The organism is Actinoallomurus sp. NBC_01490 (assembly GCF_036227085.1).
GTDB classification, from domain to species: domain Bacteria; phylum Actinomycetota; class Actinomycetes; order Streptosporangiales; family Streptosporangiaceae; genus Actinoallomurus; species Actinoallomurus oryzae.
The window spans coordinates 4,994,842-5,011,272 of the sequence record NZ_CP109433.1; the positions used below are offsets into that span (position 1 = coordinate 4,994,842).

Below are 16,431 nucleotides of genomic sequence, written 5' to 3' on the forward strand. Positions count from 1 at the left end.
GACACCGACTCTGCCGCTCGAATCTAGGAGCCTTCGCGTGAACTCCGACCAGCAGGACATCATCGCGTCCACCCGCGCGACGCTGCGAGAAACCAGCCGGCTCGTCACCGAACTGGCCACGCGCCAGTTCAGCCTGATCGCTGACGAGCCGCACAACGACTTGCCCGGCGATGGCCCAACGCCTACCGAGTACCTCCTCATGGCGCTGGCCTCCTGCACCGCACAGACCCTCCGCGGCTACACCGATCGCAAGTACGACTACCCCGGCGATATCACGGTGGAGGTGAGCTACCACGAACCGCGGGAAGAAGGCGCCGCACGCTATCTGCAGCGCACGATCTCTCTTTCCGAGGACGTCCCGCCCGAGCATCTGCAGTCCATGATGGAGATCGCCGAACGTACGCCGGTGACGCTTCTGCTGGCCTTCGCCTGGAGCGTCCGGACGGAGTTCGTGAACGCCGATGTCCGGTGACCAAGGAGGAGCGAGCCGCCCTCGTCTGTGAGCATCCCAACGGCGATCGTGATGGTGCTGAGCAGTTCCCGAGTCGGAAGGTGGGTGCGAAAGCTCGCCCCCCGAATGTTCCACGACGATCGGCCCGGTCATCGCGGGCACCGGCATGGGGCTGTCGCTCCTGGTGCGCAGCGACTTCAACTACTGGTGGCGGCTTCTGTCCGGAGTCGTCGTGTTCGGTATCGGTCTCGTGCTGGCGGTCAGCCCGCTGACCTCCGGCGTACTTTTGACACCCGAATCCTTGGCCACCGCTGAGGGCGTACCAACAGCATGACAACGGTCACCGGGCGCACCGGGCACGGGCCTGCGGCCATCGGACCGATCATCGCCAGCGTGGTCCGGATGGTCCAGGGACACATCTGACCCAGCGCCGCCGCCTGGTGGATGGACTGATCGACGAGCAAAGAGTCACCAGATAGGTGACGAAACTCCAGCTCAGCAGCTGAAACCGAGTATCCGGATCCCGTGGGTCGCGCATGGCTCTTTGGACTGTATAGTCCTTCTCGTACGGTGCTTCCGTGCGAAGAGATCTGGAACTCGGCGCCGAGGGAGTCATCCCTCGCAATGCAGGTCACCAGGCGCCCGGCGCAACCGGCGCCATCGGCCGGGCTCCGGACACAGCGCAGGTAAGGCCTGCGACGGTGCTCCGAAGCACTCAGAGCCCGGCTTGGGCTCGACGACGACCACTCACACCCCGACCGGAGGTCGATTCACTGTGTCACGGCTGAACGTTCCGCCTCCTGAGGAAGTACCCGCCGACTCGCAGCGGATTCTCGACAGCGTCGGTGCGCAGCTCGGCTTCGTCCCGAACATGTTCAAGACCATCGCGTCGAACCCCGCCGTTCTCGAGGTCGTCGCGACCCTGCAAGGCACCTTGAGCCGGGTTCTGGACGCGAGAACCCGGCACAGCATCGCGCTCGCCGTGTCGCAAGCCAACGGTTGCGATTACTGCCTGGCGATACACACCCACGTCGCGACCAAGTTCGCCGGCATGTCAGCCGACGACATCGAGCTCGGCCGCGTCGGGAACTCGGTCGATCCCAAGCGTGCCGCGGCCGCTCGCTTCGCGCAACGGGTGGTCGACAGCCGCGGGCAGGTGAGTGACGCCGACCTGGCGGCTGTGCGAGGTGCCGGGTACACCGACCCCCAGATCCTGGCGATCGTCGCGCTGGCGGTGCGCTTCCTGTTGACCAACTTCATCAACAACGTCAACCAGACCGACACCGACCTCCCCGCCGTCAGCTCGGTCGGTACGCCGGGATGAGCGTCGGCGTCCTCGTCGAGGCGGCGTACCTGGCCGCTCGATCCGTCACTGTCTCCAACGATCAACCGGGAAAGGTGCCTCATGCCGGGCTGCGAACTCTATGAGCGATTCATGGCACTGCACACCCGCGACGGTGGCCTCGTCATGCCGAACGCATGGGACGGCCTCTCGGCGCTGATGCTGGCCGACGCCGGCTTCGAGGCGATCGCGACATCGTCGGCGGCGCTCGCCGCCACGCTCGGCCGGTCCGACGGGCGTCACGAAGTCACCCGTGGCGAGCACCTGGAGCATGCGCGGCTGCTCGGTCGGCTCACCGGGCTGCCCGTCAACGGAGACTTCGAGGACGGCTACGGCGACACGCCCGAAGACGTCGCCGCGACCGTCGAAGCCGCCGTCGAGTTCGGCCTGGCCGGCATCGGGATCGAGGACACCTCGGGCAATCCCGATCAACCGATCCGCGACTTCGACGACGCCGTCAACCGCATGCGCAGCGCCGTCAACGCGGCCAAGAAACGCATCGTCGTCACCGGCCGCACCGACAACTTCATCCAGGGGCGGCCCGATCTCGACGACACCATCCGGCGTCTGACGGCCTTCGCCGAGGCCGGCGCGGATGTGCTCTACGCCCCTTACCCACCCGACCTCGACGCACTCGCCGCGATCGTCACCGCCGTCGCACCGACACCGGTCAACGTCCTCATCTCCCCGGCGGACAAGGTACTGACCGTCGCCGAACTACAGAAGGCCGGCGTCAAGCGCATCAGCTTGGGTCCGTTCCTCTACACCCACGCAATGGGGGCACTCGAACAGGCCACCAAGGCGCTCCTCAGGGGCGACCTCGCCTCGGCGTCGACAGGCATCAGCTTCGAGCGCATTAGCGAACTGCTCGCCCGCGGCACGAACTAGCCCAACCCTACGAACTACCGCCGCTCACCTACTGGTCGCAAGAAGAAAGCAGGTTGACATGGATCTCGACAAGCTCATGAGCAAGCACCTCACCAGGGCTTTCGACCCGAGCAAGACCATCCCGGCAGAAACCCTTCAACAGCTGCTGAGATTTCTGCGGTCCACGCCGTCGTCGACGAACATTCAGCCCAACCACTTCTATGTCCTCGCCACGGCCGAAGGCAAAGAGCGCCTCGTGGCCAACCTGGGCGAACGGTTCCAGGACAACGGCGAGAAGATCCTGAACGCCTCGCACACCATCATCCTCACCACCCGGGCGGATCTGCCCGACAGCCACATCGAAGAGGTGTTCAGCAAGGAGACCGCCGACGGTCGGTTCCCCGACCCGGCAAAGCGCGCGCTGTGGCAGTCAATGACCCGCGACTTCCTCAATCTGCGCAAGTACGGCTACAAGGACCTGAACCACTGGATGGAAAAACAGACCTACATGGCGCTGGGCATGACCATGATGGCGGCCGCCGAACTCGGCGTTGACGCCACGCCGCTGGAGGGGTTCGACCCGACCAGCGTCGACAAGGCGTTCAAGATCCGCGAAACCGGACACACCACGACCGTGCTGCTGGCCCTCGGCTACCCCGACCCGGAGAAGGCGTACACCGGCCCGACCTCGCGATTCGACGCCGACCAGCTGTTCACCTTCCTCTGAACATCCCCGGCATCGGAGCGACCGCGGCCGAAGTACGCAGGCCGCGGACGGGAGGTGGGAGAGGCCGTCATCCGCGTTCGTCCCTAAACCACCCGGCGCACCCAAACCAAGAATGAGCGGCCCCGGCCGGGAAACCAACAACCAACGAACGGACCCTCCATGACCGATCCGACTGAGCCGGCCCGATACGCCTTCGGACACCCGGACGAGGCCGGACGCCCCGACCGGAACGGCACGCTCAGTAAGGACCAGATCGTCCTTATCGACGAGGTAATCGACGATCCCCCCGTTCCTGCGTTGGACTTCGCAGTCGTCAACGACGAGAAGGCCGGCATCTACGAGGCCATCGCCGGCGACCGCGAGATCGCCGGCCTGACCTACAACGTCGCGGGCGACGACCGACTCGTGTTGCTGGCCATCTTGGTCTTTCCCGAGTTCCGCAAACAGGGCGTCGCCACCGAGCTGATAAGACGTGTTCTCGACGACGTGCGCGCGCTCGGCAAGACGGTCACCATCGTGTGCCCGATCGTGCGCACCTTCATCGAGCACAACCCCGAGTACGCCGACCTCATCGACCCTTATCACCCGGGAGTGACCAAAGGCCACCGATGACCTTGGTACTCCGTACCTGCCCGTGGTCGGCGCGCAGGCGTCGAGGACGAGCGAAATCACGACGCTGCAGTGAGACTGCGCGACGAACCGGCACAAGTCAGGTGCACGGAGGTCACTATTCGTTTGGCCTTCTCGTTTGCCGGCCGCGTGGGTCACTGTTTGACCCATTCGCGAGCTGGCTTAGTTCAGAACAAGAGAAAGATGCAGAACGTAACACCTGCGATCAACCGGGCCGGCCGGGGCGGAACGTTCCGGCCGGCGTTCCTGTCCGCGGTGACATCCCTGGCGGCCGCGTTTGTCGCGGTGGGCTCGACGATCCCGCTTTTCAACATCTACCGGGCCGAGGAGGGATTTAGTAACGCCGATATCTCGATGACCGTCGTCGCCTACTCCGCCGCCACCCTCACCACACTGTTGGTGATGGGACGGCTGTCCAATTACCTCGGCCGCCGGCCCACCTCGATCGCGAGCCTCGGACTGCTTGTGCTGGGCTGTCTGCTGCTGCTGAACGTGCACGACATCGGCACGCTGATCGCCGGTCGGCTCCTGATGGGCCTCGGGGCCGGGCTTGCCAGCACCAGCCTCACCTCCTACATCGTCGATGCCGCGCCGGCCAGGCCGGCCTGGTTGGCCTCCGTCGCCTCCAGCCAGACCGTCATGTTCGGCCTTGCCGTCGGCGCCATCGCCTCCGGAGCCTTGGTTCAGTTCGGCCCCTGGCCGCGTGAGCTCATCTACCTGGTTGCCGCCGGCCTCCTTCTCCTGTCTGCCGTGCTCATCGCCATCAGCCCGGAGACCGAAACTCCATCGCCGGGCGCTTGGCGATCACTGCGACCCCACGTCCGCGTACCGGCCCGAGCCAGGCGTCTCCTCCCTGTCGCTGCCGCGGTGTTCCTGGCCACCTGGGCGACCGGGGCCTTCTATCAAGCCTTCGTGCCCGCACTGGTCGAAGACCAACTCCACACCCGCAGCCCACTCGTTCTCGGACTGGTGTTCGCCGCCTACATGGCACCCAGCGCTCTCGGTGCTCCCCTCGAGGGCCGGTTCAGGTCCGCGGCGGCCCAGCGCATCGGCATGATCATCTTCCTGGCCGGATGGATCGGCATCATCACCGCGATCGCCACCGGCACACTGGCGCTGTTCGTCGCGGCGACCGTCGTCGCCGGCGGCGGTCAAGGCATCGGTCTCAGCGCGGCCACCCGCGGCCTGCTCTACGGCAGCGCCCTGGCCGACCGGGCACCGATCTTCAGCGTCGTTTACCTTATCTGCTACAGCGCCGCCACCTTCCCCAGCCTCATCTCCGGCCGGCTTTCCAATACCTTCTCGCTACCGCAGATCGCCCTCGGATACGGCGCACTCGCCCTTCTCGCGGCGCTGTTCACTGTTGTCGCTGCACGTGATCCGCGCGCCGAAACGACAGCGGGTCGGTAACCGCCGTGCTGGCCTGGTGCTGACTCAGCTCGCCCCGATACCGCGTTCGGAAACTGCTGTGGACAGCAAGATCTTCACCATCTTCGATCCTTTCAGGGGATCGAGTGGTGTGTCCCGGCTGTAGTGGAGGCTGTTTGCTGGATTCTTGTGCTACTCGATCTTGAAGGAGTGGCATGGGAAGACGCGGCTACCCGCCGGAGTTCCGGCGTAAGGTGCTGGACCTGATCGACGCAGGCCGGAAAGTCGCTGATGTGGCCCGGGATCTGGGGATCAGTGATCAGTCGATCTATACCTGGCGGCGGCAGGACCGCATCGACCGTGGCCTGGAACCGGGGCTGACCAGCGGCGAGAAGAGCGAGCTCGCAGCGGCCAAACGCCGGATCGCCGAGTTGGAGACCGAGCTGGCGGCAAGCCGGCGCGCGGTCGAGCTGGTGCGAGAGGTGGTGCCCCCAAAAGGAGGTTCGAGGCGGTCAAAGTAATGGCCGGCGAGGGCATCCCGGTGGAGGTGGCCTGCCGTGTGCTGGATGTGTCGGTGTCGGGCTACTACGCCTGGCTGTCACGACCGCCGTCGGCGCGCGCGATCCGTCACGCCTGGCTGACCGACCTCATCACCGACGTCCACCAGGCCTCCCGAGGGATCTACGGTGCGCGGCGGGTGCACGCGGAGCTCAGGCTCGCCCGCGGCATCCTCGTCGGGCACGGCGCGGTGGAGCTGTTGATGCGCCGTGCCGGGCTGCGCGGTGCCATGGGCCGGCCGAAATGGCGCCGCGCCAAACCGGACCAGATCGCCAAAGACCTGGTCGACCGCCAGTTCAGCCGCACCGGCCCGAACCAGTTGTGGGTCACCGACATCACTGAACATCCCACCCGGGAAGGCAAGGTGTACTGCGCCGTTGTCCTGGACGCCTACTCCCGTCGAGTGGTCGGCTGGTCCATCGACTCCTCACCCACCGCAGCGCTGGTGACCAACGCGCTCGGCATGACCATCGATGACAACGCGATGATGGAGTCCTTCTGGTCACGGATGCAGGTCGAACTGCTCGACCGGCACCGCTGGCGCACCCGCGTCGAACTCGCCAACGCCATCTTCGAGTACCTGGAGATCTGGCATAACCGCCAACGACGACACAGCAGCATCGGCATGCTCACACCGATACAGTTCGAAAACACCCCCACCGTGGCATGAGATCCAACAACGTGGCTCCACCGAACCCGGGGAAGACCAGAGCCTCCATCGGACCCGGCGCACTTTCACCGGTCATGCCAGGGCCTCGCTCAGACCGTTACCTGTCCCGCGTTGTATGGGCGATGTCACGGGAGCATCGGAATGCGGAGGACCGGAGACGATCAGCCGAATACGCGGCGCTGGATCTCCCGGCGATAGTCCTCGAGCGTGTTGTCCAGATGCACGGCGGCGGCATGGGCCGCGCCATCCGGATCGCCGTCTCGGATCGCCTGGTAGATCGCCGTGTGTTCCTGGACCGCCTCCTCGGCGTGGCCGCCGACGGTGCCGCGCAGTCCGATCGTGCTGGACTGGTGTTGCAGGCGGCGGGCCTCGCGGACCGCCGCGAGGAGGAAGGGGTTGTGGGAGGCGGTCGCGATGCCGAGGTGGAAATCGTCGTCGCCTTGGTCGAACAGCGCGGCCTGTCCGGTCACATGGCCCTGTCTACAGGTCTCGGCTGCGGCCTCGATGGCCCGGAGCTCGGTGGGCGTCGCTCGGGTCGCGGCGAGCCGGCTGGCCGCGGTCTCCTGCACGCGGCGGAACTCGAAGAGCATGTACACGTGGTCGAGGTCGGTCGGCAGGAAGAACCCCTCCCACCGCGACGAGCCGAGCATGCCCTCGTCGTCGGCCACATAGAGTCCGCGTCCCTTCTGCGCGCGCACCCGTCCGATCGCGGAGAGGATCTTGATGGCCTCCCGTACCACCGTCCGGCTCGTCCCCAGCCGTGCGGCCAGATCGTTCTCGGTGGGCATCCGGTCGCCCGGCTGCAACCGGAGTTCGGCGATGAGCTGGAGTATCTGCTCAGCCACCAGCTCATAACCGGGGCGGTATGGGCCGGTCCGTTGCGCGCCGTCTCGTTCCTGTGCCGGCGCGTCGCCCGCGGCCCGTACGGGAGTGCCATCCACCGGCTTGCCTCCTTCGTCGAGCTCCACACCGGAGAGTATGACCGATCTCCAGAGCCCTGATGAGCCTATCCAACCGTCGACGGTCCAGCCGATATGGATACTACTCATCTATGCGAAGGTCGACGCCACGCTGAGGGCGACCAGGCGAAATGTCCGCAGCGCTCAGCTCATATGCAACATGGTGGCAAAAATAGGCATACTCATCCTCTTGACTCTGTACCGCCCCGGCGCTCTGATGAAGGGCGACCAAGTCGTCCACTTCGCGGTGGTCGGAGGGTGATCGTGGCGGGCCTGTGCGCGACATGACACCGTCCGGATGGCCTCCGAAATGAGTCATACACAGACTGCACACCTTCGCCCGCCGAGTCCTCGATCGGCGGGTGCCACGACCTCAGTGGAGCAGCTCATGACAGCGAAGGTCCGCGCCGACGGCGCGAGGAGATCAGGCAAGGTCCGCGGACGCGCGGCGTTCGCCCTCGGCGGCGTTATCGCCCTCGCGGCCCTCACGGCCTGTGGTAACGGCGGCGGGACCTCGGGCACACCTCAGAGCTTCCAGCGAGCACGCCAGACGGGCGGCCCGGTGACGGTGTGGGTGGACTCCACGCGTCTGGCCGCCGCCCAGACGTACCAGAAGCAGCATCCCTCGGTGAAGATGAACATCGTCACCTACGACGGGGACGCCAACGGCTCGAACTACCTCCAGACCAAGGTGAGCCTGTTCAACCGGACCCGCAAGGGCTGGCCGGACGTGGTCTTCAGCTCCCAGAACAACGAGGTCACCTGGGCGGTGGAATCGGGCTTCACGGCGCCGTTGAACAAAGGACTGATCCCGAAGTCGACCCTGGACGGCTGGGCGCCGGGCGCCAACAGCCCGTGCACGGTGAACGGCACGCTTTACTGCCTTCGCAATGACCTGGCCCAGACCGTGCTCTGGTACAACGCGGCGCTGATGAAGAAGTGGGGCTACAAGGTCCCGGCCACCTGGCAGGACTACCAGGCCCTGGGACAAAGGGTGGCCACCGAGCATCCCGGCTACCTGGTCGGGTCGGCGGGTGACAACTTCGCCCCGGAGATCTACATGTGGGCGAGCAAATGCGGTGCCAACCAGATCACCGGCCCGAAAGCGGTCACCGTCCACACGACCGGTCCGAACTGCACCCGGATGGCCTCCCTGCTGGACGCCCTGGTCGAGAACCACAGCATGTCCACGAGCAGCGTCCTCAGCTCCGACTTCGACAAGAACCAGGCGGACAAGGTCCTCATGCTGCCCGGACCCTCGTGGTTCGGCGGCGCGCTGTTCCAGGGCACGTTCAAGACTCCCGCCCATCAGATCGCGGTCGCTCCGATGCCCCAGTGGCCGGGCGAGGCCCCCGCGGCCGGGAACGTCGGCGGCGGCACCTGGCTGCTGTCGGCGCACAGCACGAACCTGAAGGCCGCCACGGACTTCCTCACCTGGGTGACCACGGCGAGCGACTACCAGGGCGAGATCGCGCCCGGCTATCCCGCCTACGCGCCGGCGGCAAAGACCTGGCTGGCGAAACAGACCTCCTCCGGGTACTACGCCAACGACATCACCGGGCCGCTCCAGGCGGCCGCCGGTCAGGTGTGGTCCGGCTGGGGCTATGGACAGTTCAGCCAGGAGGCCATCTGGGCCGCCAAGGTCACGCCCGGCATGACCTCGGGTAAGACCATCGTCTCGATGCTCCCGGCGTGGCAGGACGCGATCACGAACTACGCGCGGTCCGACGGCTACAAGGTCAGCCAGTGAACACGCCGTCCGACGCCGGTGGCCGAGCCGGGGCGCTGCGACGCGCGCTCTGGTCCGGCCGGGCCGGCTACGGGTTCGTCGCCGCGTACGTGGTGCTGCTGCTCGCGTTCGGCGTCGTGCCGACCGTCTACGCGATCTACTTCGCCTTCACCGACACGGACGCCCGGTTCGCCGGCTTTTCGAACTTCACGGCCGCGGCGGCGGACTTCCGGTTCGCGTCGGCCGTCGGGCATGTGGCGCTGTACCTCCTGATCTGGCTCGTCGCTCTGGTGGTCCTGGTGGTAGGGCTCGCGCTGCTGCTGCACCGGCTGACCGCTTCCGCGGTCAGCAGATCCCTGCGGTTCCTGTACTACATACCGGGCGCCCTGGCCGGCGCGGCGAGCGCGATGGTCTGGCTGTTCATGCTCGACCCGACGGTCAGCCCGGCGGGCTTCCTCCTGCGCGCCGCGGGGCTCGGCACCTTCGGCCGAGTGATCGAGCCCGGTCATCTGGCGGTACTGCTCGCCCTCATCGCGTTCTGGACCGGCGCGGGCGGCTGGATCGTGGTGATGTACGGAGCGCTGAACACCATCTCCTCCGACGTGATCGAGGCGGCGCGGATCGACGGCGCGGGTCCCTGGCAGATCGCGCGGCACATCCAGATCCCGCTGCTGCGCAAGTGGATCGTCTACATGGTGATCCTCGCGTTCGCCGCCGGCACCCAGCTGTTCGTCGAGCCGCAGCTGCTGTCCCAGGCGAGCAACGGGGTGGCCGGGCGGGACTACTCGCTCAACCAGCTCTCGTACGACTTCGCCTTCCAGAACAACAACGTCAACACCGCGGCGGCCATCTCCGTGGAGCTGCTGGTGGTGGGACTCGTCGTCGCGGGGCTTTTCGTCGCCCGATCGGGGTTCTTCGATGCCGACTGACACCCGCCGGGCCGCCACGCCCGCTCGTGCCGGAGCCCCCCGGAGGCCTGCGGCCTCGGCACGGTCGGGCCGCACTTCGCGCCGCAGACCGCCGAACCCGTTGCACGCCCTGGTGCTCGTGATCTTCCTGCTCTTCTTCGTGGTCCCGGTGTTGTGGCTCGTGCTGGCCGCCACCAAGACCGACGAGCAGCTCGTCCACGACAACCCGCTGTCACCCGGGTCCTGGACCGCGCTGCGGCACAACTGGGACGCGCTCACGGCGTACCAGGGCGATGCGATCTTCCAGTGGCTGGGAAACTCCGCGCTGTACTCGTTCGTCGCGCTCGCGATCACCTTGTGCGTGACCATCCCGGCCGGTTACGCGCTCGCGATGACGGAGTTCCGCGGCCGGCGCACCCTCCTGGTGGCCACGCTCATCGTCATGCTGATGCCCAACGCGACGCTGGTGGTCCCGCTCTTCCTGGAGGTCAACGCGGTCCACCTGATCGGCTCGATGTGGTCGATCATCCTGCCGTACTCGTTCTACCCGTTCGGGGTGTACCTGACCTACATCTACTTCAGCACCGCGCTGCCCAAAGACCTCCTGGCCGCGGCCAAGATCGACGGCTGCTCGGAGTTCGGTGTCTTCCGCCGGATCGCGCTGCCGCTGGCCGCGCCGGTCGTCGCGCTGGTGGGGTTCTTCAGCTTCGTGGCCAACTGGACCAACTACTTCCTTCCCTACGTCCTGATGCCCGACAGCCGCCAGTTCCCGGTCCAGGTGGGCCTCGGCACGCTGCTGAACAACGTCCCGCAGTTCAACCCGACCGCCGGAACGGTCGAGGTGCAGCGCCCCGAACTCGCACTGGCCACGCTGCTGGCGATCATCCCCGTGCTCGCCGTCTTCCTCTTCTCCCAGCGTTTCCTCGTCACCGGAATGCTCGCCGGCGCGACCAAGGAGTGACCGGCGTCATCCGCCCACGGCGACCCACCCACGCATCGGCCCCGCCCCCGCCGGGCGCGGCCGCGCCCTGAAATGGAGAACTCCCGGATGTACCCCGTCATCACGGCCTCGGTGCCGCTACTCGAGCCGCCGGGCTGGGCGATAGCGCAGCGCGAGCTGTTCGACCTGCTCGACCACGCCTGGCGCCGGTTCGCCCGCGACTTCACCGAGCCGGACGGGCGCCTCACGTACCGGTACCCGCTCACCTCGCGTGATGGTGTGGACGACTTCTATGAGACCTTCTTCAACTGGCCCCAGCTGTACCTGCTCGGCGGCGCCGACGACCTGCTCGCCGCGTCCGAACGGCACTGGGAGGGCGTCACCCGGCAACTCACCGAGCTCGGCATGCTCCAGCAGGAGTACGAGCGCGGTTACGACTGGTTCCACCAGGGCGAGAGCCTCCTGCTGTTCTACTTCCTCTGCATGGCGGCCCCGGAGCGCTGGGCCGTCCGGGCCCTGAGGTTCGCTGACCTCTACGTCGACCCGGCGCACGGCAACTACGACCCCGAACATCGCATCATCCGCCGGGCGCACAACGGCAGCGACCCCCGGCGGGAAGGGCTTTTCGACGGCGAGTCCTATCCGTGGCTGCCCGAAGAAGCCCGGATGTACGGCTTTCCGCTGGACTGGGTGCTGCCGCCCGACAGCGGCGACCCCGCCCCCGGGCGCGACCCGCGACTGGGCGAGGAGATGCGCCGCAGGATGGGGACCGGTGATACGGCCGTCAACCTGGCCGCCTCCGGGCTCGTGCTCAACGCCCTGATCCTGTCCGGCGAGCAGCGCTACCGGGACTGGATCGCCGCGTACGTCGGCGCGTGGCGGGAGCGCGCCGCCGCCAACGGCGGCATCCTGCCGGACAACGTCGCTCCCGACGGCACGGTCGGCGGATTGCTGGAGGGCCGCTGGTACGGCGGGCACTACGGCTGGTCGTGGCCGCACGGCTGGTACAGCGTGGGGCATGCCGCGATGGTCGGGGCCCTGGCGGGGGCCGCCGCCACCGGCGACGACTCCTTCCTGGACCTGGTGCGTCCGGCGCTGGATGAGGTCATCGCCCACGGCAAGGTCATGGCCTTCACCGAGGCGGACTCCAGCCTGCGGTCCAAATGGACCGTTCAACTGGCCGAGGACGTGCACACACCGACCGTCCACTACCCGTTCCGGCACGGCGACCGGGGATGGTTCGACTACAACCCGATGCTCATGGGGGTGCCCATCGCCCTGTGGCATCACTCCGCCTCCAGCGCCGACCGGCAGCGGATCGACCGGCTGCGCGCGGCCGGCGGCCATGACTGGCGCACCGTACGGGCGTTCCGCAGCAAGGAGGAGGCCGGCCACGAGGAGCCCTGGTTCGCCTTCCTCGCCGGGGACGACCCGGGTTATCCCGAACGGATCCTCGCCGCCGCGCAGGCCCAGGTCCGGCACCGTCTGGCTCGTATGGAACGCCATCGCGGCCGGGATGTGCCGGAGGCCGACATCCACCTGTGGCAGCAGTCGAACCCGGTGGTCACCGAGGCGCTGGTCCAGCTCACGTGGGGCGGCCCGCAGGTCATCTACAACGGCGGTCTTCAGCAGGCGCGCGTTCGCCACTACGACGCCGACGCCCGGCGGCCCGGCCTCCCGCCCTCGGTGGCCGCCCTCGTCTCCGGCATCGATCCCGAAGCGACCGTCGTCGACCTGGTCAACCTCGATCCCCAGGCGGTACGCCGGGTCATCGTGCAGGCCGGGGCGTTCGCCGAGCACACCGTCCGCGAGGTCCGCCATACCGTCTGCCCCGACCCCTCATGGATCGGCGACCTGTACGACTACGGGCACGGCCGACCGGCCGTGACGTCGGAAACGACATCGGCCGACGGCCCCTGGCTCCTCGTGGAGCTTCCGGCCTCGACCAGGGTGCGCCTCACGCTACGCCTCGACCTGCGCACGCGTCCGCCGTCGTACCGCACACCGTTCGCCGCAACGTCCGCCCACGGTGGCCAGGACGTCCTCGACGCACACTCCTGAGGTGTCGAACCGATTCGTACCACGCTGGCCGGATGTCGGCGGGGAGGGGTGGGCGGCGGTGTTCACGCGCCCGAGATCCGAGATCTAAGCATTGACGCCCGTATGAGCCAGTCCTAGGGTGTGGCGAACCGATTCGCGGAATCGGTTCGACAGGGCGGATCGCCTTAGTCCTTGGAGGGAACAGCGCCATGAAAAGACCCTTGAGTCGGCGCCTGATCGCCGTGGTCGTGACCGCCGCCACTCTCGGCACCGGCGTCGCCGCGTGCGCCTCGTCAAGCCGGGGGAGCGGCGGCGCGGGGTCCGGCACGTACACGATCTGGGATCCGTACCCGCAGTTCGATGCGGACTCGGCGTGGGTGCAGCTGCTCGCGAAGTGCGGCACGACGGCGGGGGTCAAGGTCAAGCGGACCGCCTTCGACACCACCGACCTGACCAACAAGGTGCTGTTGGCGGCCCAGCAGCGCAATGCGCCCGACGTACTCATCGTCGACAACCCCGTGGTGTCGACACTGGCCGAGGCCGAACTTCTCACCACCACGACCGACGCCAAGCTGGACACCTCGGCGATCGAGCCGAACCTGCTGGCCGCCGGGCAGGAGGGCGGGAAGACCTACGGAGTGCCGATCGGTGCGAACACGCTGGCTCTCTTCTACAACAAGGCGGTGCTCAAGTCCGCCGGCGTGGACATCGCCTCGGTCAAGGACTGGGCGTCGCTGACCGCCGCGCTGGGCAAGGCCAAAGCGGCCGGCAAGAAGGGCATCACGTTCTCGGCCATCGGCACCGAGGAGGGCAGCTTCCAGTTCCTGCCGTGGTTCTGGGGATCGAGCGCACAGCTCACCCGGATCGACTCCCCGCAGGCCGTTTCCGCGCTCACGCTGTGGAAGGACTGGCTGAACAGGGGATACGCGCCGAACTCGGTGATCAACAACACCCAGACCACCAGCTGGCAGGAGTTCGCGACCGGGCAGTACGCCTTCGCTGAGAACGGTACCTGGCAGCTCGCCAACGCCGAGAAGGCCGGGTTCGACTACGGCATCATCCCGATCCCCGCGCAGAGCGGCGGTACCGCGCCGGCCCCCACCGGGGGGGAGTTCGTCACGATCCCGGTCCAGGGCAAGACCGCCCGCTACGGCGTTTCGGCCAAGCTCGCGTCCTGTCTGATCAGCGCCGACAACCTCTACAACACCGACACCACGCTGTCGTACGTCGCGCCGACCGAGGCGGTGCAGACCAAACAGGTCGCCGCCACCCCCGGTCTGAAGGTGTGGGTGGAGGCGGTGAAGGCGGCCAAGGGCCGCACCAGCGACAACCTCGGCACCAGGTATCCGAAGATCTCCCAGCAGCTGTGGACCGCGGTCCAGTCCACCCTCAGCGGATCGAAGTCACCGCAGTCGGCTCTGTCGGCGGCCCAGAACGCCGTGAAGTGACATGGTCCGAACATCGCAACGCCCCGTTCGGCAGGCCGCGGGCGAGGACCGAGCGCCGGCGGTCCTGGCCCGCGAACGACGGCGATCAGACCAGCTGGCCGCCTGGGGCTTCCTGGCCCCGGTAACGGTGTATCTCGCGGTCTTCTACGCCTATCCCCTCTACCGCAACCTCGATCTGAGCCTGCGCGACTACGGAGTCGCCTCGTTCGTGCACGGCGGCGCGCCGTTCACCGGCGTGAAGAACTACCAGACGGTCGTGCACGACCCGACGTTCGGGCCCGCGCTGGTCCATACGGTCGTGTTCACCGGCGTGTCGCTGGCCGCGCAATACTCGATCGGGCTGGCGCTGGCGGTGTTCTTCAGCAGGAACTTTCGGCTGTCGGTCACGCTGCGCGCGCTGTTCCTGGTGCCGTGGCTGTTGCCGCTCATCGTGTCGGCTTCCACGTGGTCGTGGATGCTCAACACAGAGTCCGGGGTGGTCAATGCCGGCCTGCACTGGTTCGGGGTCGGCCCGGTCGACTGGCTGACCTCGCCGGCCTGGTCGCTGGCCTCGGTGACCATCGCCAACATCTGGATCGGTGTGCCGTTCAACCTCGTGGTGCTCTACAGCGGGCTGCAGGCGATCCCCGCCAGCCTGCATGAGGCGGCCGCGCTGGACGGAGCCGGATCCTGGCAGCGGTTCTGGCGGGTCACGTTCCCGCTGCTGCGCCCGGTGTCGGCCGTCACGCTGCTGCTCGGGCTGGTTTACACCCTGAAGGTCTTCGACATCATCTGGATCATGACAAGGGGCGGCCCCGCCGACTCTTCGACGACCTTCGCCACCTGGTCCTACCGGCTCGGCTTCGGCACCCTGCTGCCGTCCTTCGGTCCCGGTGCCGCCGTGGGCAACCTGCTGGTCGTCGTCGCCCTGATCTTCGGCTTGGTGTACGTACGGACGCAGCGGAGGCGGCTGAGCCCATGAAGCGCTTGAAGGGAACGCTGCGGACGACCGTGGGCCTGGCCCTGACCGCGGTGATGCTGTTTCCCGTCTACTGGATGGTCAACGCCTCCTTCACCCGGGACCAGGACCTGCGCAAGAGCCCCCCGGCCTGGTTTCCCGTCCACGGCACGCTCGAGGGCTACCGGGCCGTGTTGCATCAGCAGCTGCCCTACCTGGGCGTGAGCCTGGTCGTGGGGCTGGGCACCGTGGCGCTGACCGTCGCGCTGTCGGCCCCGGCCGGGTACGCGCTGGCCAAGCTGCGGCCGCGCGGCGGGGGAGTGCTGTGGTTCCTGCTGCTGGTCGCCCAGATGATCCCGGGGATCATCATGGCGATGGGCTTCTACGCCATCTATCTCAGTCTGGGATTCCTCCAGTCGCTGCCCGGCCTGATCGTGGCGGACTCGACCATCGCCGTGCCGTTCGCGGTTCTGATCTTCACCGCCTTCATGTCCGGCATCCCCGAGGAACTCCTGGACGCCGCCCGTACCGACGGGGCGGGCCGGTTGCGCACCTTCTGGTCCGTCGTGCTCCCGGTCAGCCGCAACGCCGTCGTGACGGTGTCGCTGTTCGCGTTCCTGTGGGCGTGGTCGGACTTCGTCTTCGCCAGCACGCTGGACGGGGGCGGCGTCCACCAGCCGATCACCTTGGGCATCTACCACTACATCGGCAACAACAATCAGCAGTGGAACGCGATCACGGCCACCGCCGTCGTCGCCTCGCTGCCCGCCGCTCTGATCCTCGTCCTCGCCCAGCGCTACATCGCCGCCGGCGTGACGGCCGGTGCCGTCAAGGACTGAAACCCCGCGCAGAAACGA

The 16,431-nt window shown here is 67.3% G+C and carries 16 protein-coding genes and 1 pseudogene; 16 read left to right on the top strand and 1 reads right to left on the bottom strand.

Annotated elements, in window-relative coordinates; translation table 11 throughout:
• Positions 1-37: 37 nt before the first annotated feature.
• From OG417_RS23605 to OG417_RS23645, 8 genes and pseudogenes are all read left to right on the top strand, one after another.
• On the top strand, positions 38-472 hold the full coding sequence (locus OG417_RS23605) for an OsmC family protein (RefSeq protein ID WP_329259998.1): 435 nt from the start codon (positions 38-40) through the stop codon (positions 470-472).
• Between the two features lie 145 nt (positions 473-617).
• Positions 618-785: a hypothetical protein gene (locus OG417_RS23610; RefSeq protein ID WP_329260001.1), complete on the top strand. Its 168-nt coding sequence runs from the start codon at positions 618-620 to the stop codon at positions 783-785.
• A 441-nt stretch (positions 786-1,226) separates the two neighbouring features.
• Positions 1,227-1,775 (top strand): carboxymuconolactone decarboxylase family protein, encoded by a 549-nt coding sequence (locus OG417_RS23615; protein ID WP_329260004.1) that lies wholly within the window; start codon positions 1,227-1,229, stop codon positions 1,773-1,775.
• A 111-nt stretch (positions 1,776-1,886) separates the two neighbouring features.
• A complete protein-coding gene (locus OG417_RS23620) occupies positions 1,887-2,681 on the top strand; it encodes an isocitrate lyase/PEP mutase family protein (protein WP_329260007.1) in 795 nt (264 codons plus the stop codon).
• Positions 2,682-2,739: 58 nt separating this feature from the next.
• Positions 2,740-3,387: a nitroreductase family protein gene (locus OG417_RS23625; protein ID WP_329260010.1), complete on the top strand. Its 648-nt coding sequence runs from the start codon at positions 2,740-2,742 to the stop codon at positions 3,385-3,387.
• Positions 3,388-3,546: 159 nt separating this feature from the next.
• On the top strand, positions 3,547-3,999 hold the full coding sequence (locus tag OG417_RS23630) for a GNAT family N-acetyltransferase (protein ID WP_329260012.1): 453 nt from the start codon (positions 3,547-3,549) through the stop codon (positions 3,997-3,999).
• A gap of 201 nt (positions 4,000-4,200) precedes the next feature.
• Complete coding sequence (locus OG417_RS23635) at positions 4,201-5,427, top strand: MFS transporter (protein WP_329260014.1); 1,227 nt, start codon at positions 4,201-4,203, stop codon at positions 5,425-5,427.
• 173 nt (positions 5,428-5,600) lie between these two features.
• A pseudogene (locus OG417_RS23645) lies at positions 5,601-6,613 on the top strand (IS3 family transposase).
• 161 nt (positions 6,614-6,774) lie between these two features.
• On the opposite strand, the gene OG417_RS23650 reads toward OG417_RS23645, so the two are convergent.
• Entirely contained in the window at positions 6,775-7,581 is an 807-nt protein-coding gene (locus OG417_RS23650; protein WP_329260023.1) for a FadR/GntR family transcriptional regulator, read from the bottom strand.
• 10 nt (positions 7,582-7,591) lie between these two features.
• On the opposite strand from OG417_RS23650, the gene OG417_RS23655 reads away from it, so the two are divergent.
• The 8 genes from OG417_RS23655 (at position 7,592) to OG417_RS23690 (ending at position 16,413) form a co-directional block, all read left to right on the top strand.
• On the top strand, positions 7,592-7,834 hold the full coding sequence (locus tag OG417_RS23655) for a hypothetical protein (RefSeq protein WP_329260026.1): 243 nt from the start codon (positions 7,592-7,594) through the stop codon (positions 7,832-7,834).
• A gap of 126 nt (positions 7,835-7,960) precedes the next feature.
• Positions 7,961-9,322: an ABC transporter substrate-binding protein gene (locus OG417_RS23660; protein WP_329260029.1), complete on the top strand. Its 1,362-nt coding sequence runs from the start codon at positions 7,961-7,963 to the stop codon at positions 9,320-9,322.
• Positions 9,319-10,230, top strand: coding sequence for a carbohydrate ABC transporter permease (locus tag OG417_RS23665; protein WP_329260032.1), 912 nt, complete (start codon positions 9,319-9,321; stop codon positions 10,228-10,230). The genes OG417_RS23660 and OG417_RS23665 overlap by 4 nt, the downstream gene beginning before the upstream one ends.
• 100 nt (positions 10,231-10,330) lie before the next feature.
• Positions 10,331-11,170, top strand: a complete 840-nt coding sequence (locus OG417_RS23670) for a carbohydrate ABC transporter permease (protein ID WP_329260035.1) — start codon at positions 10,331-10,333, stop codon at positions 11,168-11,170.
• Positions 11,171-11,257: 87 nt separating this feature from the next.
• The gene (locus tag OG417_RS23675; protein WP_329260038.1) at positions 11,258-13,210 is read left to right on the top strand and encodes a hypothetical protein; all 1,953 of its coding nucleotides are present in this window, start codon (positions 11,258-11,260) and stop codon (positions 13,208-13,210) included.
• Between the two features lie 200 nt (positions 13,211-13,410).
• Positions 13,411-14,637, top strand: a complete 1,227-nt coding sequence (locus OG417_RS23680) for a sugar ABC transporter substrate-binding protein (RefSeq protein WP_329260041.1) — start codon at positions 13,411-13,413, stop codon at positions 14,635-14,637.
• A 1-nt stretch (position 14,638) separates the two neighbouring features.
• On the top strand, positions 14,639-15,598 hold the full coding sequence (locus tag OG417_RS23685; RefSeq protein WP_329260044.1) for a carbohydrate ABC transporter permease: 960 nt from the start codon (positions 14,639-14,641) through the stop codon (positions 15,596-15,598).
• Entirely contained in the window at positions 15,595-16,413 is an 819-nt protein-coding gene (locus tag OG417_RS23690; RefSeq protein ID WP_329260047.1) for a carbohydrate ABC transporter permease, read from the top strand. Before OG417_RS23685 ends, OG417_RS23690 begins: the two co-directional genes overlap by 4 nt.
• Positions 16,414-16,431 lie beyond the last annotated feature (18 nt).